We start from the raw sequence: 21228 nt of genomic DNA on the forward strand, positions 1-21228 counted from the left end.
CTCACGGGCGATGCCGGAATGCAGGATCTCAGCTCATCCGTTCACGGTGACGTAAATCTTGCGCACGGTCTCGATGGTCTTCCACACGCCGACGAAACCCGGCTTCATGACGAAGCTGTCGCCCGCCGTATAACGCAGCGGCGCGCCGCCCTCCGGCGTGATTTCGATGACGCCTTCGAGAATATGGCAGAATTCGAAGGTCTCGCCCTTGATGGATCGGGTTTCGCCCGGGGTGGCTTCCCAGATGCCGGTGTGGACGGTGCCGTTGCGGGCTTCGTCCAGCGCCCAGGTCTTGAAGGCCGGGTCGCCGGCGATGAGGCGTTCAGGCAGGGCCTTGGAGGCCTTGGGTTCGAAGGCGGGATTGGTGTCTATGGTCTTGAGAAGCGGCATGGGTGTCCTTTCCTGGAAGGGGTTGGTTAATATCCGCGGTTACGATCAACGAGGCCGAGCGGCTCGAGACCGGACTGGTATCGTTTGATGTTCTCGACAACGGTGTGCGCTGCCGAATGCGGCTGGGTGACGCTGGCGATATGCGGCGTCAGGAGAATTTTCGGATGGGTCCAGAAGGCATGGTTTTCCGGAAGCGGTTCCGGATCGGTGACGTCAATCATCGCGCCCGAAAGCAAGCCCCGATCCAGCGCATCGATAAGGGCGTCGTGGTCGAGCTGTTTGCCGCGCCCGGCATGAACCAGCCCCGCGCCCTCGGGCAGCATCGCCAGACGTTCGCCGTTCAAAAGCCCGGTGGTCTCTTCGGTCAGCGGTAGCAAGCAAACGAGAATATCGCTTGTCGAGAGGATGGTGGCCAATCCGGTTTCCCCATGATGGCAGGTCACGCCGTCGATCTCGCGCGGTGAGCGGCTCCAGCCAGAAAGCGGAAATCCGAAGGGTTTCAGCTGTTCCAGCGCCGCAACGCCCAGCATGCCGAGGCCGAGAACGCCCACCCGGCACTCTTCCGCCTGACGCTGCGGCAGGGCCTTCCAGAGTTGCTGGCGCTGCTGCTTCAAATAAACCGGCAGGTTGCGGTGAAGCGCCAGCACGCCGAGGCTCACATATTCTTGCATCATGCGGATGATGCCGTCATCCACCATGCGCACGACTTTTACATGCGCAGGGACGGCTTCGATGTGGAACTGATCGACGCCAGCACCGATGGAAAACAGGATTTCGAGATTGCGGTAGCGGCCGATATCATCAGGTACAGTCCAGGTGATGAGGTATCGAACCGCATCCGGATCAACGCTGGCTGCATCCATCGAAAAAGGCAGTTCCGGCAGGTCGCGGGCCAGAGCCTGCCGGAAAATCTCGCCGCGCTTCGCGTCGGAATTGAAGAAGAAAGTCATCTGAAATCCGTGGTTCCGAAGGTTTAAACCGTGCAGCGGTTCGCCAGTGTTTCCAGCATTGACTGGCAAGCCGACAGTTCATCGACCGTTATGAATTCGTTCGGCTTGTGGGCGCGGCCGATATCGCCCGGGCCGCAGATGATAGCGTCGATGCCAGTCGCCTGAAAAAGCCCGGCCTCCGTGCCGTAGCTGACGGCGGCGATGCATGGCGCGTCGGTCAATTCTTCCAGAAGCTTCACGAGCGGTGCATTGGCGGCAAGGGACAGCGCCGGATAATCGCTCATCGGCGTCCATTCAATGTCGATGCCCTCGGCGGCAAGCGCTTCGACGCCGTCGCGCACCGGCTGGAGCAGAGCCACCGGCGATACCCCGGCAATTGCCCGCGCTTCCAGTTCGATGGCGCAGAGATCGGGGATGATATTGATCGCCTGTCCGCCTTTCACCGTGCCGATCTGCAGGGAGGAATAGGGCGGCTCGAACGTCGCTTCGAAGGGCCCCTCCGTGAGAGCCCGTGCGGTCTCGACCGCCTTTGCCATGATGCCGGTCATCAGATGAATGGCGTTCACGCCCTGATCCGGCCGTGAGGAATGGCCGGAGCAGCCGCGAATAGTGATGCGTGCGGCGGCCTTGCCCTTGTGGGCGCGCACGGCGCGCAGATTGCTCGGTTCGCCGATGATCGCGCCCGCCGGTTTTGCGCATAGTTCCGGCAATCGGGCGATCATGTGCGGCACGCCGCGACAGCCCGCCTCCTCGTCATAGGAAAAGGCAATATGCACGGGCCGCTTCAACGCCATGCGCGAAAATGCCGGTGCAGCGGCGAGAACCGTGGCAAGAAAACCTTTCATGTCCGTGGTTCCGCGCCCGTAAAGACACTCGCCTTCGGCTCTCAGCGTGAAGGGATCGGAGGACCATTCCGGCTCACCGGTAGGTACCACATCCATATGGCCGGATAGGATGTATCCGGCGACATCCGTCGGGCCGAAGCTCGCGAAGAGATTGACGCGGTCGCCCTCCGGGCCGGCAAGCAGCGATACTTTCGCGCCGTGGCTTTCCAGATAATCGGCGATCCATCCGGCGATATCGCCATTGGCGGTTCCGACGACCGATGGGAAGCCGACAAGACGCTCCAGAATGTCGATTGCGTTCATGGCTGTCTCCGTCGCTTCAACGCCGAAAAGCTTAGAGCGGCCTGCGGCGTTTATCTGCTGAAATAGGGGTGATTTCGGTAGATTGTTGTGTCCTTCCAGCGCTTTCGGAAAATTCCTGCCGGCAAGGCTGGTTATCTTCGGATGTCGTGGGCTGGGTTGCCGGGATCAAGGTTCCGCGCTGGAGGAAATGAGAGCCGTTTGTCATGGAGCTGCTCAAGGTCGATAGTTTCGAGTTACGAACCGTGGATATCGCCGATGTGGAGGCCGATCATCTGCACGCCCTCTCCATGGCTGTCGGGTGGCGATATCACGCGAATGAATGGTGTTTCCTGCGTCAATGTGGCGTCGGTCTTGCCGCGCTTGACGAAATCGACCGCGCTGTCGCAACTGCGATGCTGTTTCGCTATGATGAGGGTTTTGCGACGCTCGGCATGGTCATCGTTTCGCCGCGCCTTCAGGGGCAGGGCGTGGCACCATGGCTGGTGCGGCGGCTTCTGGCGAAATTCCCTGCCGTATCCCTGAGGCTCAACGCCACGGACGAGTCGAGGCGGTTGTTTGCCGGGCTGGGTTTTGCCGGAGAGACGGAAAAAGTACATCTCCTTCGGGGCAAGGTGCGTTGCCTTCCCGAGATGCCGGCGCTCGGAAGGAAACAGAGGATCGAGCCACTTTCGGAGGACCATTTGTCCGCTGTTGCGGATCTGGATGAGACGGCTTTCGGTGTCTCGCGCCGGCGCGTCCTGCAGCGTCTCCTGCGTGAAGACGAGGGTTATGGCCTGTTTGAGGCGGATCGTCTTGAGGCATTTGCATTGCGACGCGCAGCGGGGCGGGGCCATATTGTCGGCCCGGTCGTTGCGGGCGACGAGACGGCGGCCATCGCGCTGGTCAGGCGGCATTTTTCCGATTTGGACGGTCAGCTTGTCCGTCTTGATGCCGTGCGTGACAGCGGTCTTCTGACCGACTTCCTGGCGCAATCCGGGCTGGTGGTGATCGAAACGCTCACCACCATGTCGAAAGGCGCGCCGCAACCGGCAGGCTGCGGTTCCGCAGAGATTTTCGCCCTGGCAGGCCCGTCTTTGTGCTGAGGTGCGGCACTATCGCAATTGACGCCCCGCTTCTTGCCCCTTATGTGAGAAAGCGACGGTTCCTGCAGCCGAAAGGCGAAGGGATTAATAGGGAACATGGTGCGGGCGATCTTTTTCGCCCAATGCCGTGGCTGCCCCCGCAACTGTAAGCGGATTGTCGTTCATCCCCGTGACGCTTCAAGGCGTCATGCCACTGTATTTTTCGGAAATACGGGAAGGCAGATGAGAGACGCAAATCCGTGAGCCAGGAGACCTGCCGTCAAAATATGAACCATCGTTACGGGCGGGGAAGCCCGGAGGAGGATTTTGTAATGTTATTTCATAACATTTCGTTTGCGTCCTATTACCGTTCTCCGTACAAGACGTCCCGCTGTTGCTGCGCGTTCTGACGCCTGCTGCTCTGGAATAAGTTTTACTTTCGACTGGAGAACACATGTTTCATTCTAGACGCCTGCCGGTTCACGCCGGCTTTCTGGCCACCGTGCTTTCGGTTTTGCCTGTGGTCGGCGCCAATGCCGCCGAAACCACCTATCCCCTGACAATCAACAGCTGCGGTCAGGAGATCACCTTCAAGCAGGCGCCCACCCGCACCGTTTCCGTTGGCCAGAGCACGACAGAGGTTCTTTACCTGCTTGGCGTTGCGGACAAGGTCGTCGGCACGGCGCTGTGGATCGGTCCGGTTCTGAAGGGCTACGAGGAGGCCAATGCCAAGGTCGAGCGACTGGCCGATAATGATCCGAGCTTCGAGGCGGTCGTCGGCAAGAAGCCGGACCTTGTCACGACGCAGTTCCAGTGGCAGATCGGTCCCGAGGGTGTTGTCGGAACGCCGGCGCAATTCGCCGAACTCGGTATTCCCGTTTATACCTCGCCTGCCGATTGCGTCGGCAAGGACAATTCCGGCGGTGGTGATGGTGTACGCAACACCGGCTTCACCATGGAGTTGATCTATCAGGAAGTCCGCGACCTCGCCAAAATCTTCGACGTGCAGGACCGCGGTGAAGAGGTCGTCGCCGACCTGAAGAAGCGTGAAGAAGCCGCCCGTGCCAAGATCGCCTCAGCCAATGGCAAGCTTTCCGCCGTCTTCTGGTTCTCGAGCGCCGAGCTGGATATCGATCCCTATGTCGCAGGTCGCAATGGCGCTCCCGGCTACATCATGTCCGCGCTGGGGTTAAAGAACGTCATCGAAAGCGATGAAGAATGGCCGACCGTCGGCTGGGAAACCATCGCCAAATCCAATCCGTCCATCATCGTCGCCGGCAAGATGGACCGCCGCCGTTTCCCCGCCGATGATATTGCCGTCAAGCTGAAGTTCCTCGCCACCGATCCCGTGGCCAGCATCATGCCCGCCGTCAAGGAAGGTCATGTGTTCGAGATGGATGCGCAGGCGATGAACCCGACCATTCGAACCATCGAAGGTATTGAAACGCTGGCCGAGGCGATTTCGGCCGCTGGCCTCGCCAAGTGAACCGTTTCACCACCCATCTTGGTAGGGCGGGGCTGGCATTTGCCGCGCTCGCCCTGCTGCTCGTCGCGCTGATGGCCGGGGCGGCCATCGGCGAGACTGCCATCCCTTTGGATGTTGTAGCAAAGACGATTGCCAACCGCGTTTTCCACGCGGGTTATCCGCTTGAACCGCTGGATGAAGGCATCGTCTGGAGTTACCGCCTCAGCCGCGCCGTTGTTGCCGCCTGCTGCGGGGCGTCGCTGGCGCTCGCCGGAGCAGTGCTGCAATCTCTTTTACGCAATCCGCTTGCCGATCCCTATATTCTCGGCATCTCCGCTGGGGCCTCCACCGGTGCCGTCGCCGTGGCACTTCTGGGCTTCGGCGCGGGCTTTCTGACGATGCCGGCGGGCGCACTCATCGGCGCTTTTGTCGCTTTTTCGCTGGTCAGCCTTCTGGCCGTGCGGGCGGGGCATGGCAACAGTGCCATCATTCTGGCGGGCGTTGCCGGTTCGCAGCTGTTCAACGCCATGACCTCCTTCATCGTCACCAAATCCGCCAATGCCGAACAGGCGCGCGGTATCATGTTCTGGCTGCTCGGCAATCTTTCCGGCGTGCGCTGGCCGGATGTCTGGCTGGCGCTACCGGTCAGCCTTGCGGGCCTTATCGTTTGTCTCTGGTACGCGCGGGCGCTCGATGCCTTCGCCTTCGGCGGTCAGGCCGCAGCCTCGCTCGGCATTCCGGTGCGCTGGGTCTATACCGTGCTGATCTCGGTTTCGGCGATCATGACGGCTGCGATGGTGTCGCTGGTCGGCTCCATCGGCTTCGTGGGCCTCGTCATTCCGCATGCTGCGCGCATCTTCGTCGGCGTTCGCCATGGTATCTTGCTGCCGGTGACAGCGCTGACCGGCGCGGTTTTCATGATCGTCGCGGATATTCTCTCTCGCATCGTCATTCCGGGCCAGGTGCTGCCCATCGGCGTCATCACCGCGCTCGTCGGCGCGCCCGCCTTTGCCTTCATCCTCGGGCAGAAGAGGGGGCGTTCATGAAACTGTCCGCCCACGACCTGCATTTCCATGCCGGCAATATCGACATCGTGCGCGGCGTTTCACTCGATGTCGGTTCCGGTGAGTTTCTCGGTGTCATCGGACCGAACGGTTCCGGCAAAAGCACGCTGCTCTCCATGCTGGCAGGCATTCGCAAGCCGCGCCGGGGTCACGTTACGCTCGGAGATGAACCGCTTGCCTCGCTGGGACGGCGAGACCTTGCTCGCCGGCTCGCCTTCGTTGAGCAGCAGGCTGAAACCACCGAACGCATCACCGCACGACAGGCCGTGGAGCTTGGGCGCACGCCCTACCTCGGGCCGCTTTCCGCCTGGTCGCAGCAGGATGACGCCATCGTTGACGCAGCACTCGCCAATGTGGATATGGCTGATAAGGCGGAGCGCAGCTGGCACCATCTTTCCGGCGGCGAACGGCAGCGCCTGCATATCGCCCGCGCGTTGACGCAGGAGCCGCATATCCTGCTTCTGGACGAGCCGACCAACCATCTCGACATAGGTCACCAGATCGGCCTGCTCGATCTGGTGCGCCGACAGGGCCTGACCGTTGTAGCGGCGCTGCACGACCTCAATCACGCCGCCATGTTCTGTGACCGCGTCGCCATCATGCACCGGGGCGAGATGATCGCGGTCGGTCCGCCGCGCGAGGTGCTGACACCGGCGACAATAGCCGCCGTCTTCGGGGTGGAGTGCGTGGTCACCACGGATGAGGGGGGCTTTTCCCATATTCGTTTTTTGCCGGCCCATGGGCGGGCCGAGCATCCAAGGAAAGTATTGGCACGATGATGACAGTCATTACGTTCGCAAGCTCTGCTGCAAAGGCCAGACGGTTTTGTGCCGCTGCCGCAATTGCCGTTTCGGCCGCAGGGTTTCCCCTTCACGCTTTGGCCGAGACCTTCGAGGTGAAGATGATGAACAGGGGCGAAAAAGGCCCGATGGTGTTCGAGCCCGATTTTCTCGAGATCGCCCCCGGTGACCGCGTGCGCTTCGTGCCGACCCACAAGAGCCACAATGCCGCGACCATTGACGGCATGGTTCCAGAAGGTGTCGAGGGTTTCAAGAGCCGGATCAATGACGAATTTGAGACCGGCTTTGAAAAACCGGGCTTTTACGGCATCAAATGCTCGCCGCATTATGGCATGGGCATGGTCATGCTGATCAAGGTCGGCGAGGCCACCCTGCCGCAGAGCTACCGGACTGTGGACGTGCCCCTCCGGGCAAAGCCAAGGTTCGAGGACCTCTTCGAGCAGGCGGAAAAATAAAGGTATACCGCCTCACCCCTTTACGGAAACACCCGGCTTCACCGCGCAGACCGCATAACGGTGCTGCAGCCCGCGCAGAATGCCTTTCAGCAGGCTGAAGTTTTTCGCCTGGGCGCGGTGAATGGCTTGAAGCTCCTGATCGATTGCAACAGGTTCGAAGCCAGCCGCACGCAACAGTGCCGCGACATCGCCGGCCCTTGCGCCCTTCGAAAAATAAACGCGGGAAAGAATGCTGTTGAAGGTATTTTCCGGGTCCGCCGGCTTGTGCGGCTGGTCCGGTTTGACGAGGCCGATGCTCTCCAGGCCGGTGGCCAGTTTCTTCACCAGCTTTTCGCGCCAGCCGGTATTCACGAAATCGCCGTCGACGATCAGAAGCCGCCCGCCAGGTTTCAGAACACGGAACCATTCGGCAAAGCTTGCCTGCGGGTCCACCAGCGTCCAGACCAGATGGCGGGTGATGATGACGTCGGCGCTTTCATCCGGCTCCATCGTATTTTCGGCATCGCCGACAAAAAAGCGGATGCTGCGCCCACGGCTTTTTGCCTTTTCCCGGGCAAGCCCCAGCATCGTCTCCGACCAGTCCATACCGGTGACCTGAAAACCGAGATCGTCCATCAGGTGCGAGATGACGCCGGTGCCGCTGGCAAGATCGAGCGCCTTGCGGCCCTCTCCGTGGCCGAGATGTTTCAAGATAAGCGCGTGCCAGGCCTCGCGCTCGTCTTGGGAGAAAATTTCATGTCCGGGGGAAAGGTCGAAAGTCGCGGCGCGGCCGGACCAATAGGATTTGATTTCGTCTCTCAGACTGTCGTTCTTGCCATATTGGGTAGTATCGATCATCGGCCTTAAACTCATATACCGGTCAGTTAAGAATGGCTCTAAAACATAAATGTTGACTAGTACAGTCAGAAAATAATACAGCCGCGCCAGTCAACACTGGAGAGCAATATCCGATGCGCATTTCAGCCAAATCCGCGGCACTTGCCCTTGGCCTTCTCGTATCCGCCGCATGGCCGGCTTTCGCCGAAAAGGTCACCGTCAAGGATGTGACGGGCCGCGATGTCGAAGTCAATGTGCCCGTTTCGCATGTGATCCTCGGCGAAGGCCGTCAGATCTATTTCCTGGCTGCGCTCGACAAGGAAAATCCTTTCCAGCACGTCGTTGGCTGGCGCGACGACCTGGCGAAAGCCGACCCGGAAACCTATGCAGCCTATCTCGCGAAATATCCCGAGATTGCCAAGCTGCCGACTTTCGGCGGCATGAAAGACGGCACCTTCGACATAGAACAGGCTGTCGCACTGAAGCCTGACGTGATCCTGATGAACATCGACGCCAAGACGGCGACCGAAGAAGCGGGCTATATCGAGAAGCTCGCCAAGGTAGGCATTCCGCTGGTCTACGTCAACTTCCGCGAAAAGCCGATGGAAAATACCGAGCCGAGCATGCGCCTCATGGGCCAGCTGACGGGCAAGGAAAAGATCGCCGAGGACTTCATCAAGTTCCGCGCCGACGCCATCGCCAAGGTGACCGATACGCTGGAAAAGGCCAATCCGAAGAAGCCCGTCGTGTTCATGGAGCGCGCCGGGGGGTACTCCGACGATTGCTGCATGTCTTTCGGCAACGAGAATTTCGGCAAGATGGTGGAGCTTGCCGGCGGCATCAACATGGCCAAGGACATCATTCCCGGCACCTTCGGCACCGTCAACCCGGAACAGATCATCGCCTCCAATCCAGAACAGATCATCATCACCGGCGGCAACTGGAACGGTTATGTTCCGGGCGGCAACTGGGTCGGCGTCGGTTATGGCGCGGATCTGAAGGAAGCCCATCGCAAGCTTGAAAACCTGACCAAGCGTCCGGCTTTCACCGGCGTGCAGGCGGTGAAGGACGGCAATGTCCACGCCATCTGGCATCAGTTCTACAACAATCCCTATCAGTTCGTGGCCATTCAGGAAATTGCCAAATGGCTGCATCCGGATCTCTTCAAGGACCTCGACCCCGAGGCCACCTTCAAGGAGCTGCATGCGCGCTTCCTGCCGCTTGACTACAAGCCCGGCTACTTCGTGTCGCTGAAGGACGGGAAGTAATTCAGGGACGGTGAAGGGGAGCGCCGTCCGATCGATGGATGAAGCCGCAGCGCTGCGGCTTCATCGTTCTGCTTAGGAACTCAGTGAGGATTTCTCATGCGGCTCAACGCTCTCAGGCATCTTGCGATGCTGGCATTTTCCCTTCTCGCCATGACGGCACATGCCGGGGATATTACCGACGTCGCCGGGCGCAAGGTCGAGCTGGACCTGCCGGCCAAGCGCATCATCGTCGGTGAGGCCCGCCAGGTGCACGTGATCGCTGCGCTCAAGGGCGACAAGACCTTCGATACCATCGTCGGCTGGCGTGACGATCTTCTCAAGAAGGATCCCGACAGCTATGCCGCTTATGTCGAGCGTTTTCCGCAGATCGAGAAACTGCCGCGTTTCGGCTATGTGCCGCAGGGCGATTTCAGCCTCGAAACCGCCATCACCCTTTCGCCAGATGTGATCACCCTCAATCTGGAGGCTGAGAAGTCAGCGAAGGAAAGCGGTTTTGAAGACAAGGCCGCCGCCGCCGGTATCAAGGTCATCTATCTCGATTTCCGCATCGATCCTGAAAAGAACAGCGAAGCCTCGGTTGAAATTCTCGGCAAACTGTTCGGCGCCGAAGAGCGTGCGAAGGAATTCATCGCCTATCGCCGCGCCGAAATCGCCCGCGTGACCGACCGGCTCGCCAGCGTCAAGGACCTGAAACGCCCGAACGTCTTCATTGAACGCGCCCCCGGCATTTCCGGCGAAAACAATTGCTGCCGCACTTTCGGACCGGTCAATTTCGGCGCGATGGTCGATCTCGCCGGCGGCCAAAACATTGCCGACGGCATCATCAAGACGACGTTCGGCGACCTCAATCCCGAACAGCTCGTGGTTGCCGATCCCGACCAGGTCATCGTCACCGGCTCCAACTGGGCAGCCGAATCCGACATCAACCAGTTCGTTCCGGTCGGACGCGGTGCGGATATGGTTCTCTCCCGTGAGAGACTTGCCAACCTGATGAAGCGCACGCCGTTTCCGGAGTTGAAGGCCGTGAAGGAAGGCAATGTCCATGCCGTCTGGCACCAGTTCTATGGCGCGCCCTACGAATTCTTCCCGATCCAGCAATTCGCCAAGTGGTTTCATCCCGATCTCTTCGCCGATCTCGATCCGGAAAGGAATTTTGAGGAGTTTCACCGCAAATTCCTCCCCATCACCTACAAGCCGGGCTATTTCGCCTCGCTCGACAAAGGTTTGAACCAATGACGTCGCTGAATGAAAGCGCAGTTGGCATAAGTGGGCGCGATCAATATCGCGCTCTTGCCGCGCGCAGGATCATTATCCTTTTCGGACTTTTTATCGCGCTGTGCTTCAGCCTGGCCGCAGACATGGCGCTCGGCCCGGCCCGCTACACGCTATCAGAGGTTCTGGCGACCATTGCCGACCCGGCGGCGGTCGGTAACCAGCTTCGGGTGGTGATCTGGGACATTCGCATGCCGATCGCGCTGATGGCGGTTACTGTCGGAGCGTCGCTTTCTGTTGCCGGCGCACAAATGCAGACAATTCTGTCCAACCCGCTTGCAAGCCCTTTCACACTCGGCATTTCCGCCGCCGCAAGCTTCGGCGCGGCGTTGGCGCTTGTCGGCGGCGTGGCGATCTTTCCGGGAGCCGTGCAGTATATGGTGCCCATCAACGCCTTCATTATGGCGATGATTGCGGCTCTCTTCATTCATTTCGCCTCAACGATGCGCGGCGTAACGGTGGAAACCATCGTTCTGCTCGGCATCGCGCTGGTTTTCACCTTTAATGCGGCGCTGTCCCTGCTCGAATATCTGGCGTCCGAACAGGCGCTCGCTGCCGTCGTGTTTTGGACAATGGGCAGCCTTACGAAAGCGACTTGGGAAAAGGTTTACATCACCGGCGCCATTCTCCTCGTCACCGTGCCGCTGTTCATGCGCAATGCCTGGGCGTTGACGGCGCTGAGGCTCGGCGATGACAAGGCGGCCAGCATGGGCATCAATGTGCGCCGTCTGCGGTTGTCGACCATGCTGACGGTCAGTCTTCTGGCGGCGATTCCTGTTTCTTTTGTCGGCACCATCGGCTTCGTCGGGCTGGTCGGTCCGCATATCGCCCGTATGGTTGTCGGTGAGGACCAACGCTTCTTCCTGCCCGGTTCTATTATCTGCGGGGCTCTGCTTCTGTCGGCTACCTCGGTCATCAGTAAAATCCTCATTCCCGGCGCGATCCTGCCGATCGGCGTCATCACGGCGCTTGTCGGCGTTCCATTCTTCTTCGCGCTCATTTTCGGTAACAGGAGACGCGCATGGTAGCGCTCGCACTGAAAGATGTCGGCGCCGCCTATGGGCGCATCACGGTACTCTCCAAGGTTGGCATCGATACGCTGCAAAGCGGCAGTGTTACGGCCGTGATCGGCCCGAACGCGGCCGGCAAGTCCACGCTGTTCAAGCGCATCGCCAGCCTGATTTCCGGTCCGGGTCTGGTCGAACTGTCGGACACGGCGCGCGGCAACCGCGCCATCTGCTATATGCCGCAGGATACCGGCGCCAACGCCGTGCTGACGGTCTATGAATCCATACTTCTTTCCGCCAAGCAGGGCGGCGGCTGGCGGGTTCACGACGATGAGCTGTTCGAGATCGACGCCATTCTCAAGGCGCTGAAAATCCACGATCTGGCCTTCCGCGGGCTTGGCGAATTGTCCGGGGGCCAGCGACAGCTTGTGTCGCTGGCGCAGGCGCTGGCGCGCAAGCCGGAAGTGCTGCTGATGGACGAGCCGACCTCTGCGCTCGATCTTCACCGGCAGATCGAGGTCCTGGGTTTCGTCACCGATCTGGCGCAGAAGACCGGCATGATCGTGCTGATCGCCCTGCATGACCTCAACCATGCACTTCGTTATTGCGAAAATACGATGGTGATCGCGCGCGGTGAAATGGTGGTGAGCGGCAGCACGGAGGCGGTTATAACCCCGGAGATGCTGCGCGATATCTATCGCATCGATGCGCGTATCGAGCCCTGCTCGCAGGGTAGGCCGATGGTTATCGTTGACGGGGCCATCTGACAGGTCAAAGCCCGGCCGCCCTTGCTGCCGGGTCCGCTCGATGCGGCCTGCACAAATTCTTGATGATAATAGTCATGAAATATCTGTTCGAGCCATGGTTTGGATGCTAGAGCTTTGAACGGCAAAACTGCGCGGCCACTCGGCGGACGGCAGGTTTCGTCGATCCCCTCAAATTTCTCTCGGTTGAGACATGGGCATACGGGAAGATGACAAGCGTTATAACGCTTACGTCGCGCATAGGATCGACCTGATCAAATACGCCACCGTCATACTGGGGTCGCGGGCGGATGCGGAGGACGTGGTTCAGGAAGCGTTCCTGAAATTCGTTCCCGAGGCCTCCGGTAATCCCGCCAATCTCAAATCCTATCTCTTTCGTATCGTTCGCAATCTTGCCCTCGACAATCGCCGGCGCAGCCGCCAGGACATTCGCGAACGGCCGGACGATACGCCGTTCTGGGGTGTGCCGCAGGACAATGGCACGCCGGAGGAACACGCCCTTTTCTGCGATGAAGTCCGCCAGATGCGGACTGTTTTGGCCGGCCTGCCGGTTCAGGCAAGAGTGGCGTTGGAAATGCACAGATTCGGTGGTTACAATATGGAGGAGATTGCGCGTCACCTTGGCGTATCCGTGGCCAGCGCACACCGTCTGATCAAGGGCAGCATTGCCGCGATCACCAGAGAAATGAAGTAAATAGTCCCGATTGTCCCATCTTGTGAAAAAAATCTCTTCGTTAAACGTCTTTATAACAATGCAGAAGACGACGCTCCTGCTGCGCGCCCCAAAGGAACTGGCCCGGTTCAATGACCATTGATCCAGAGAAAAAAACTGAATTGCCGGCCGGTAAGGCGGAAGAGGCGGCCGACTGGTTGCTGCGTTTGCAGTCCGGCTCGGCGGAATCGCGGCTGAAGGCGGAATTTGAGCAATGGCTGGGGGCAGAGCCGGCAAACCGTCTCGCCTGGGAACGAACATGCAGGACGTGGCGAAACCTCGGACTGGTGGAGCCGGAATTCAAGAGCCTCTGGGAAGATGCCCCGCATCTGCCGGGCAAGGCCGCGATAAAGCCGCAGCGGCGGCGCTGGTCCGGGCGGCGCTATGCCGGCGCGGCCGTGGCGGCGGCCTCCCTCTGTCTTGCGGTGCTGTTCGTTCCGGCATTTTTCGTTCGCTTGCAGGCTGACTATCAGACCACCACTGCTGAAAGCCGCACGATCACCCTCGAAGACGGCAGCAAAGTGCAGCTCGCCGCCGCGAGTGCGCTTTCAGCGGATTTCACGGATGGCCGTCGCAATGTCACGGTGTTGAAGGGGGAAGCTTTTTTCGACGTGGTGCCGGATAAAACGCGTCCCTTCGTCGTGAAGGCAAAAAACCTTACCGTTCAGGTGCTGGGCACGGCTTTCGACGTCGACCTGACGGATGGAGTAACCCAGGTGGCGCTGGCGCACGGTTCCGTGGAGGCGTCCTTCCGTAATGCGCCGCCAACGCGGCTCGTGCCGGGCGAGATGCTGATCGTCGACGCTTCCGGCGCGATCCGCAAAGAGACCGTTTCCGTCGAGGATATTGGCGGCTGGCGCAACGGCGAACTCTATGTGGTCGATTCGACGATAGGCTCGGTCGTGGAGCAGATCCAGCGCTACCATCCGGCGTGGCTTACCATGGCCGACAAGCGACTTGCCGAGCAGAGAGTGACAGGGTTTTACGATCTGCGCGACCCGGATCGCGCGCTGGAAGCCCTGGTGGAACCCTATAAGGGCAAGGTGCATGCGATTGGGGACAGTGCCCGCATCATCACCCGTTTCTGAAACATTCCAAAACAAAAAATCATATTTATTTTCAGTGATTTATAAAATTTCTTCCGAAATCCTGAAAAAAATCGACGAGGCAATCGTCTTTTTGTTGAGTAATCCGGTCAAGATATATCCGGAGCGAAAGACAGGAAGACAAAAGCAATATGCGCCTCCAGACATGCAAGACCGGTTCAGGGGAAAAGGCAGCAAAGCGGGCTCGCAGGGCCGTGCTGCTGGCGACAACGGCGGTCATTGTTTCATTCGCGACGCCCGTTCTGGCCCAGACCGGAGCTGACGCCACCAATTCCCAGCGTCCAGGCGGCGAGCAGGGGGCGACGAGGCCATTCAATATTTCCGCCCAGTCGCTGTCGTCGGTCGTGGGTGCTTTCGGGCGACAATCCGGCCTTCAGGTCACGCTTGCCACGCCGGCGGCGGGCAATGTGCGCACCAATGCCGTCACCGGCAGTTTCACTGTGCGGGAGGCGCTGTCACGGCTGTTGGCGGGAACGGGCGTCAATTTCCGTATCGCCGGCAATGGCAGAACCGTCGTCATCGGCACGGGGCAATCGACCGTCGATCTTTCTGCGGCGGAGGGCACCACGGTTCTGGAAACCATTACCCTGACCGGCAAGACCGGGCGCAACTCCATTGCCGGTTCCGGTTATCAGGGGACGCCCGACTGGGTTTATGAAACGCCCGCCAGTGTCAGCGTGGTCGGCCGTGAGGCGATCCAGTCGGCCGGCGTGCGCAATACGCGCGATGTTTTCAACCGGGTTTCCGGTGTTTATGCCGGCGAGGGCAATGGCAGCTTCCCAACCGTTTCGCCGAATGTGCGCGGTTTGCAGGAAAGCGGCCGCGTGGTCGTCTCCATCGATGGCGCGCGGCAGAATGCGCAGCGTGGTGCGGCCTTCGGCGGCGCCACGAGCTACACCGCAAGCGCCGGGCAGGGTTATGTGGATGTCGCTTTCATCCGTGCCGTCGAGATCGAGAAAATAACCAATGCGCGGTCGGGTAATGCGGGCTCCCTGGGCGGCAAGGTCGAGTTCCGAACCGTCAGCGCCGACGATCTCATCGCCGAGGGTGAAAACAAGGGCGGGGAAGCGAATGTTTCCCGCGGCACCAATGGTTATGATTTTCAGGGCTCGGTTCTCGGCGCTGCTCGCTCGCCGGATGGTCCTCTCTCCTTCGTCGCCGGTTACAGCCGCACGATCATGGATGAATACAAGATCGGAACGAAGGGCGAGGCCCGCAGCACCGCGCTGACGATGAAGGATTTGCTTGGCCGCGACGGCTGGTCCACCTTCTTCAAGGGCGAAGGCGACTTCGGCGACGTGAAGGCTTCGCTCTCCTGGATGCATCAGGAGAATGACTTCGTTCAGGGCGCATCTGAGGTGATCGACCGGGAAAGCGTGCGAAACGACAGCGTCGTCGCGAAGCTTGACTGGGACCCGGAGAGCGAACTCATCGACTTCAAGTCATCGCTGTGGCTGAACGATAATATGACGCATGAACTGCGTGCGGCGCGCAAATATGCGGTGGAGACGAACCTCGATATGGGCCTGCGCAGTTTCGGCGGCAGCCTGGAAAATACCAGTCGCTTTGATACGGCGGCGGGCGCGCTCAGTCTGAACTATGGGGCAGAAGCCTTCCGGGACATTGCCACATCCGTCGCGACAAGCGCCAAAATCGCCGAAAATCCCTCCTTCGCCAGCAGCTACACGTCATTCAGCCCTGCCGGGCGGCGCGACGTCGCCAGCCTGTTTTTGAATGGTGAGCTTGAGCCGGCCGATTGGATCACTCTGAGTGGAGGCGTGCGTTACGACTGGTCGCGCCTGAAAGGATCTGCGACCTATTATAGTGTCAAGGAATCGATAGTAACGACAAGTGTGCCTTGCGACCTTGTTCGCAATCACTATACGGCCCTGGAATACTTCAATCGGGTCTTTCTGCCTGCAAACTCCCCCATATGGGCATCCCGTTATAATATTTTTCTCGTCAGCATCTGGCCGCGGACCTCGGCCAACTGTATGCCGGGCACCGGTATAACCACCAATACGCCGGTCACCGAATATCCCTCGCATGAAGTCGATATCGATCGCACCTACAGCGCCTGGCTGCCCTCCGCCACCATCGAGCTGAAACCCGTCGACTGGTTCCGTCCTTACGTAAGCTATTCCCAGAGCCTGCGTCCGCCAACAATCCTCGAGGCATTTTTTGCCGGTGCGCGTCCGGGCGACAGCGCCGGATACGAATACGCTCCCAATCAGGCCCTGCGCGCCGAAAAGGCGACGACCTATGAAATCGGCGCGAATGTGAGCTTCGACGGCGTGCTGCTGGACGACGATTCCATTCGCATCAAAATGGCCGCCTTTCGTCGCGAGGTGAAGGACTATATCGCGCTCGGTTATCTCGTCACCGATCAGGTTCTCGACCGCACCTATACCAGCTTCGTCAATCTGGACGGCACGACCTATATGCGCGGGCTTGAATTCGAGGGCAATTACGACGCCCGCAATTTCTGGCTCGGCGGCTCGGCGACGCTTCTGAAGACGGAATGGCCTGAAAAGACGCAGGTTTTTTCCAACGGCACGACCACCACGACGGGCGAAATCGTCGCTTGGCCGGGCGATGTCGCGCCCAAGGTGAAGCTGACGCTCGATGGCGGCATGCGTTTCTTCGATGAGAAATTCTCGCTGGGCGCAAGGCTCAACCATGTCACGCCGACACAGTCGCGCACACTGGATACGGAAGGCAATCTGCGGGAGGTGACCGATCCCTATACCACGGTGGATCTCTACGGTTCCTATGCCTTCAACGACAAGGCCACGCTTCGCTTCGCTGTCAACAACCTGACGGACCGCAAATACATCCCGGCGGCAAGCGCCTACACGGCCCCGGGCCGCACCTTTATCGCGACGATGAACGTGAAGTTCTGAACCGTGGAAGAAATTCTCCGGGTTGGGGTTGCAGCCCGTCCCGGAGATGAAACGCCTTCGCTACAGGACGAAGGTACCTCTATTGGCCAGCAAAGGAGTACACCTATGGCTACCACAATTCAACTGACGCAGTCTTCCTCCGATCTGATCGGCTACCTCAACGGTTGGACGAGCGGTTTCGGTTCGACCTATGGTGCGTTCTACGACGCTCAGACCAGCTCTCTCGCCACCACCACCATCGATCCGAACACGACCTATGAGGCGTGGGGCGATGGCAGTTCCGGCGGCAAGGGCATCGTCATGAGCGGCGCTTTGCAGTACTCCCAGGGCAACCTGACGGGTTCGGTCGACAGCATCGTTCTGGGCGCCGGCTACAGCCAGTCCACCAGCGGCATCGCCGTCAGCCAGCAGGAACTGCTGATCGATCCCGACAGCGCCTATTCGCTTGCCGGCGCTCGCGATCTTCTCGATCTCGCCGTCTACCAGCTTGCCCGCTTCGGTTCGCTGGCCGGCTTCTATGATTACTTTGCAGCCACCGGCACGGTGATCGAGGACACGGCTGCCTCCAACACCCTGACCGGCTTTGCCGGCGCAGACACCTTCGTATTTTCCGGCGGCAACGACGTCGTAGCGGCCGGCCCGACCGGAACCTACGGCTATCAGGACGGTACCGATACGCTCGATGTTTCCGCCTGGGGTGCAACTTCGGTGGACGATTTGTTGTGGTATAATGATAACGGAAATGCCGTTATCCTTTCGGCCACAGACACGTCCGTCTCCGTCACACTGAATGGTGTCGATGCAAATGTGCTCGACGCGTCGGACTTCATTTTCGCCAGCGCATCGGCGCTTGCCGCGTAAAGGAAAATCAGGCTGTGGGCTTTCAAAACCACCAGCAGACGCCGCCGCAGTCCCTCACTGCGGCGGTTGTTTCGCCCCTTAAAAACACGTTTCTCGGCGTTGCGCTCGTCAGCGGCGTGGTCAATATACTCGCGCTCACTTCGCCGCTCTTCATGCTCCAGGTTTATGACCGGGTTCTGGCCAGCGGCAGTCTGCCGACGCTGGTCGGGCTCGCCATCCTCGCGCTTGGCCTTTACGGCTTTCAGTGCCTGCTCGATATCATCCGCGCTCGCGTTCTGATCCGTATCGGTGAAGATTTCGACTTGCGTTATTCCGGTAAGGTACATGATGCGGTCGTGCGCCTGCCGCTTGTCAACCGCATGCCGGGGGACGGTCTGCAGCCGCTGCGCGATCTCGACAATGTGCGCGGTTTTCTCTCCGGCACGGGGCCGACGGCCTTTTTCGATCTGCCTTGGATGCCGCTTTATCTCGGCATATGTTTTCTGTTTCATTTCTGGATCGGCGTGACGGCGCTTGCCGGCGCGATATTGCTTGTCTCCCTCACAATCCTGACCAACATCTTTTCGCAGAAGCCGATCCGCGACACCATGGTCGAGAATATGGCCCGCAACCGGCAACTGGAGGCTTCGCGCCGCAATGCCGAAGTCGTGCAGGCCATGGGGCTTGGCGGTAGGCTCGGAAAACGCTGGCAGAATTCCAACGAGGCCTATCTCGCCGCCAATCGCAAGGCGGGCGATGTGGCCGGCGGCCTTGGCAACATCGCGAAGTCTTTGCGGGTCGTGCTGCAATCGGCAATTCTGGCGGTCGGCGCGTGGCTCGTCATCAATCAGGAAGCTTCGGGCGGCGTGATGATCGCCAGTTCGATCATGATGGGCCGGGCGCTGGCGCCCGTCGATCTTGCCATTTCCAACTGGAAGTCCTTTGTGGCCGCCCGGCAGAGCTGGGCGCGGCTGAGGGAGCTTTTTGCACAGATGCCGGCCAATGCCGCCGCCATGGCCCTGCCGAGGCCTGAAAAGGATTTGCGGGTCGAAAACGTCACCATCGTTCCGCCGGGAGAAAGAAAACCAACCGTCACCGGACTTGGCTTCATCGTGACCGCTGGAAACGCGCTCGGCGTTATCGGCCCCTCCGGCTCGGGCAAATCCACCCTGTCGCGCATTCTCACCGGCGCTTGGATGCCTGCGGCCGGCAAGGTACGGCTGGACGGTGCAAGTTTCGAGCAGTGGGACCGTGAGGCGCTGGGCCGCCATATCGGTTATCTGCCGCAGGGCGTGGAGTTGTTCGATGGCACGATCGGCGAGAATATCTCCCGTTTCGAGGATAATCCCGATCCTGACGCCATCATCGCGGCGGCCAGGGCTGCGGGCGCGCATGAGCTGATCCTGCGTTTCGAAAAGGGTTATGACAGCGATATCGGCGAGGCGGGTTCGGCGCTGTCCGCCGGGCAGCGCCAGCGCATCGGCCTTGCCCGCGCGCTATACGGCGATCCCTTCATCGTGGTGCTGGACGAACCCAACGCCAATCTCGATGCGGAAGGCGAAGCCGCCGTGGTCAAGGCGATTTCCTCGGTCAAGGCGCGGAGCGGGATTGCCGTCGTCGTCGCCCACCGGCCGAGCGCCATCGGCGCTGTCGATTTCATTCTGATGATGGAAGAGGGGAGGATGAAGGCGTTCGGCCCGCGAGATGAGGTGTTGTCGAAAGTCCTGCGCGTTCCGCAGGCGCAGTCGGGCAAGGGATTTACCGCATCCGCCCAGACCATCTCGCCGCTGCGCGTCGTCGCCAATACCCAGCCTCACGCGCCGGTGCTGGAAGACGTCCGTGAAGAGAACAGCCAGGAAGGGGATGCGGATGTCAAACATTGACCGGCGCAGCCATGTGTCCCGCTCCATCCGCAAACATCTCGTTGCCGGCCTTGCTGCGGGCGTAGCGCTGCTGGCCGGTGTCGGCGGATGGGCTGCTACGACCAATCTTGCCGGCGCGGTTGTCGCCTCCGGTCATCTGGTGGTGGATTCCTACACGAAGAAGGTGCAGCATCCGAGCGGCGGTGTCGTCGGCGAAATTCTGGTGAACGAAGGCGATAGAGTGAAGGCCGGCGATGTGGTCATGCGCCTTGATGCGACCCAGACCCGCGCCAATCTCGCCGTCGTGACCAAGCGTCTGGATGAGCTGAATGCGCGCATGGCAAGGCTGGAGGCCGAGCGCGACGATCTGCCGGAACTCGTCTTTCCGCAGGCGTTGATGGCGCGAAAAGACGATGCCGATGTCGCCTCCGCCATGCGCAGCGAGACCAAGCTGTTCGAATTCCGCAAATCCTATCGCCAAGGGCGCAAAGCACAGCTTTCCGAGCGTATCACCCAGTTCGAACATGAGATCGAAGGGCTGAAGGCGCAGGAAGTCGCCTATGATAACGGCCTTGCCGTGCTGGAGGCTGAAATCACCTCGCAGAAATCCCTGCTTGAACAGGGTGTCGTGTCCGTGCAGCGGCTGAACAGCCTGCAGACGCAGGCCGCGACATTCGGCGGTGAGCGCGGCGAGAAAATCGCCTATCAGGCGCAGACGGCGGGGCGCATCACCGAAACCAGGCTGCAAATCCTGCAGATCGATCAGGAATTGCGCACCGAGGTCGGGCGGGAACTGCGCGAGATACAGGCCCAGATGGGCGAATTCGTCGAGCGCAAGGTTGCCGCCGAAGACCAGCTGAAACGCATCGACATTGTCGCGCCGCAATCAGGCGTGGTGCATGAAATGGCCGTGCACACCGTGGGGGGCGTGGTGACGCCGGCGGATCCGATCATGCTCATCGTGCCTGACGGAGACGAGCTGGCGCTGGAGGTGCAGATCGTGCCCAAGGATATCGATCAGCTTCAATTGGGGCAAAAGGCGATGCTGCGCATGACCGCATTCAACCAGCGCGTCACGCCGGAACTGGAAGGCCATGTCAGCCGCATCGCGGCGGATATCACCACCGATCAGCGCAGCGGTCTCTCCTATTATCTGGCGCGGATTTCCGTACCGGTCTCCGAGCGGCGGAAGCTGAACAATGCGCCGCTGGTGCCGGGCATGCCGGCCGAGGCCTTCATTCAGACCAGCGAAAGAACGGCGCTGTCCTATATCGCCAAACCGCTGACCGACCAGATCAGTCGCGCCTTCCGGGAGGAATAGGGTTCGGAACCCGGCTTCCGGACG

General features: G+C 60.1%; 19 protein-coding genes and 1 riboswitch. Of the genes, 15 read left to right on the forward strand and 4 right to left on the reverse strand.

Annotation, left to right across the window (positions count from 1 at the left end; genetic code table 11):
• Positions 1-33 precede the first annotated feature (33 nt).
• From O9X91_RS09870 to argE, 3 genes are read right to left on the reverse strand one after another with little or no spacing between them, the layout of a single operon-like run.
• Positions 34-390: a cupin domain-containing protein gene (locus tag O9X91_RS09870; RefSeq protein WP_137411552.1), complete on the reverse strand. Its 357-nt coding sequence runs from the start codon at positions 388-390 to the stop codon at positions 34-36.
• Between the two features lie 26 nt (positions 391-416).
• Entirely contained in the window at positions 417-1340 is a 924-nt protein-coding gene (locus tag O9X91_RS09875) for a 2-hydroxyacid dehydrogenase (RefSeq protein WP_269833863.1), read from the reverse strand.
• Positions 1341-1363: 23 nt separating this feature from the next.
• Entirely contained in the window at positions 1364-2488 is a 1125-nt protein-coding gene (argE, locus tag O9X91_RS09880) for an acetylornithine deacetylase (protein WP_269833862.1), read from the reverse strand.
• Between the two features lie 203 nt (positions 2489-2691).
• On the opposite strand from argE, the gene O9X91_RS09885 reads away from it, so the two are divergent.
• From O9X91_RS09885 to O9X91_RS09905, 5 genes are all read left to right on the forward strand, one after another.
• Positions 2692-3570 (forward strand): GNAT family N-acetyltransferase, encoded by an 879-nt coding sequence (locus O9X91_RS09885; protein ID WP_269833861.1) that lies wholly within the window; start codon positions 2692-2694, stop codon positions 3568-3570.
• Positions 3571-3609: 39 nt separating this feature from the next.
• Positions 3610-3845, forward strand: a riboswitch (cobalamin riboswitch).
• 158 nt (positions 3846-4003) lie between these two features.
• Positions 4004-5035, forward strand: coding sequence for an ABC transporter substrate-binding protein (locus tag O9X91_RS09890; protein WP_137411555.1), 1032 nt, complete (start codon positions 4004-4006; stop codon positions 5033-5035).
• 71 nt (positions 5036-5106) lie between these two features.
• A complete protein-coding gene (locus tag O9X91_RS09895; protein WP_374637545.1) occupies positions 5107-6060 on the forward strand; it encodes a FecCD family ABC transporter permease in 954 nt (317 codons plus the stop codon).
• A complete protein-coding gene (locus O9X91_RS09900) occupies positions 6057-6857 on the forward strand; it encodes an ABC transporter ATP-binding protein (RefSeq protein ID WP_269833860.1) in 801 nt (266 codons plus the stop codon). Before O9X91_RS09895 ends, O9X91_RS09900 begins: the two co-directional genes overlap by 4 nt.
• Entirely contained in the window at positions 6854-7333 is a 480-nt protein-coding gene (locus O9X91_RS09905; protein ID WP_142911977.1) for a pseudoazurin, read from the forward strand. Before O9X91_RS09900 ends, O9X91_RS09905 begins: the two co-directional genes overlap by 4 nt.
• A gap of 12 nt (positions 7334-7345) precedes the next feature.
• Here the strand turns inward: O9X91_RS09905 and O9X91_RS09910 are convergent, their stop codons facing one another.
• On the reverse strand, positions 7346-8170 hold the full coding sequence (locus tag O9X91_RS09910; RefSeq protein WP_077985080.1) for a class I SAM-dependent methyltransferase: 825 nt from the start codon (positions 8168-8170) through the stop codon (positions 7346-7348).
• A gap of 113 nt (positions 8171-8283) precedes the next feature.
• On the opposite strand from O9X91_RS09910, the gene O9X91_RS09915 reads away from it, so the two are divergent.
• From O9X91_RS09915 to O9X91_RS09960, 10 genes are all read left to right on the forward strand, one after another.
• Positions 8284-9417, forward strand: coding sequence for an ABC transporter substrate-binding protein (locus O9X91_RS09915; RefSeq protein ID WP_269834298.1), 1134 nt, complete (start codon positions 8284-8286; stop codon positions 9415-9417).
• Positions 9418-9513: 96 nt separating this feature from the next.
• Complete coding sequence (locus tag O9X91_RS09920) at positions 9514-10653, forward strand: ABC transporter substrate-binding protein (protein ID WP_269834299.1); 1140 nt, start codon at positions 9514-9516, stop codon at positions 10651-10653.
• A complete protein-coding gene (locus O9X91_RS09925) occupies positions 10650-11717 on the forward strand; it encodes a FecCD family ABC transporter permease (RefSeq protein WP_269833858.1) in 1068 nt (355 codons plus the stop codon). Before O9X91_RS09920 ends, O9X91_RS09925 begins: the two co-directional genes overlap by 4 nt.
• The gene (locus tag O9X91_RS09930) at positions 11711-12463 is read left to right on the forward strand and encodes an ABC transporter ATP-binding protein (protein WP_077985076.1); all 753 of its coding nucleotides are present in this window, start codon (positions 11711-11713) and stop codon (positions 12461-12463) included. Before O9X91_RS09925 ends, O9X91_RS09930 begins: the two co-directional genes overlap by 7 nt.
• Before the next feature lie 190 nt (positions 12464-12653).
• Complete coding sequence (locus O9X91_RS09935; protein ID WP_142911973.1) at positions 12654-13154, forward strand: RNA polymerase sigma factor; 501 nt, start codon at positions 12654-12656, stop codon at positions 13152-13154.
• A gap of 110 nt (positions 13155-13264) precedes the next feature.
• Complete coding sequence (locus tag O9X91_RS09940; protein WP_142911972.1) at positions 13265-14260, forward strand: FecR family protein; 996 nt, start codon at positions 13265-13267, stop codon at positions 14258-14260.
• 149 nt (positions 14261-14409) lie between these two features.
• Positions 14410-17181, forward strand: coding sequence for a TonB-dependent receptor (locus O9X91_RS09945; RefSeq protein ID WP_142911971.1), 2772 nt, complete (start codon positions 14410-14412; stop codon positions 17179-17181).
• 105 nt (positions 17182-17286) lie between these two features.
• Positions 17287-18042 (forward strand): hypothetical protein, encoded by a 756-nt coding sequence (locus tag O9X91_RS09950; protein WP_142911970.1) that lies wholly within the window; start codon positions 17287-17289, stop codon positions 18040-18042.
• A 14-nt stretch (positions 18043-18056) separates the two neighbouring features.
• Complete coding sequence (locus tag O9X91_RS09955; RefSeq protein ID WP_142911969.1) at positions 18057-19904, forward strand: type I secretion system permease/ATPase; 1848 nt, start codon at positions 18057-18059, stop codon at positions 19902-19904.
• On the forward strand, positions 19891-21204 hold the full coding sequence (locus O9X91_RS09960) for an HlyD family type I secretion periplasmic adaptor subunit (protein ID WP_142911968.1): 1314 nt from the start codon (positions 19891-19893) through the stop codon (positions 21202-21204). Before O9X91_RS09955 ends, O9X91_RS09960 begins: the two co-directional genes overlap by 14 nt.
• Positions 21205-21228: the final 24 nt, after the last annotated feature.

The sequence above is a fragment of the Agrobacterium salinitolerans genome (genome assembly GCF_027498475.1).
Taxonomy (GTDB): domain Bacteria; phylum Pseudomonadota; class Alphaproteobacteria; order Rhizobiales; family Rhizobiaceae; genus Agrobacterium; species Agrobacterium salinitolerans.

Coding starts and splice junctions, on each gene's coding strand:
- O9X91_RS09870 (WP_137411552.1), bottom strand. CDS start 390: ATGCCGCTTCTCAAGACCATAGACACCAATCCCGCCTTCGAACCCAAG.
- O9X91_RS09875 (WP_269833863.1), bottom strand. CDS start 1,340: ATGACTTTCTTCTTCAATTCCGACGCGAAGCGCGGCGAGATTTTCCGG.
- argE (WP_269833862.1), bottom strand. CDS start 2,488: ATGAACGCAATCGACATTCTGGAGCGTCTTGTCGGCTTCCCATCGGTC.
- O9X91_RS09885 (WP_269833861.1), top strand. CDS start 2,692: ATGGAGCTGCTCAAGGTCGATAGTTTCGAGTTACGAACCGTGGATATC.
- O9X91_RS09890 (WP_137411555.1), top strand. CDS start 4,004: ATGTTTCATTCTAGACGCCTGCCGGTTCACGCCGGCTTTCTGGCCACC.
- O9X91_RS09895 (WP_374637545.1), top strand. CDS start 5,107: ATGGCCGGGGCGGCCATCGGCGAGACTGCCATCCCTTTGGATGTTGTA.
- O9X91_RS09900 (WP_269833860.1), top strand. CDS start 6,057: ATGAAACTGTCCGCCCACGACCTGCATTTCCATGCCGGCAATATCGAC.
- O9X91_RS09905 (WP_142911977.1), top strand. CDS start 6,854: ATGATGACAGTCATTACGTTCGCAAGCTCTGCTGCAAAGGCCAGACGG.
- O9X91_RS09910 (WP_077985080.1), bottom strand. CDS start 8,170: ATGATCGATACTACCCAATATGGCAAGAACGACAGTCTGAGAGACGAA.
- O9X91_RS09915 (WP_269834298.1), top strand. CDS start 8,284: ATGCGCATTTCAGCCAAATCCGCGGCACTTGCCCTTGGCCTTCTCGTA.
- O9X91_RS09920 (WP_269834299.1), top strand. CDS start 9,514: ATGCGGCTCAACGCTCTCAGGCATCTTGCGATGCTGGCATTTTCCCTT.
- O9X91_RS09925 (WP_269833858.1), top strand. CDS start 10,650: ATGACGTCGCTGAATGAAAGCGCAGTTGGCATAAGTGGGCGCGATCAA.
- O9X91_RS09930 (WP_077985076.1), top strand. CDS start 11,711: ATGGTAGCGCTCGCACTGAAAGATGTCGGCGCCGCCTATGGGCGCATC.
- O9X91_RS09935 (WP_142911973.1), top strand. CDS start 12,654: ATGGGCATACGGGAAGATGACAAGCGTTATAACGCTTACGTCGCGCAT.
- O9X91_RS09940 (WP_142911972.1), top strand. CDS start 13,265: ATGACCATTGATCCAGAGAAAAAAACTGAATTGCCGGCCGGTAAGGCG.
- O9X91_RS09945 (WP_142911971.1), top strand. CDS start 14,410: ATGCGCCTCCAGACATGCAAGACCGGTTCAGGGGAAAAGGCAGCAAAG.
- O9X91_RS09950 (WP_142911970.1), top strand. CDS start 17,287: ATGGCTACCACAATTCAACTGACGCAGTCTTCCTCCGATCTGATCGGC.
- O9X91_RS09960 (WP_142911968.1), top strand. CDS start 19,891: ATGTCAAACATTGACCGGCGCAGCCATGTGTCCCGCTCCATCCGCAAA.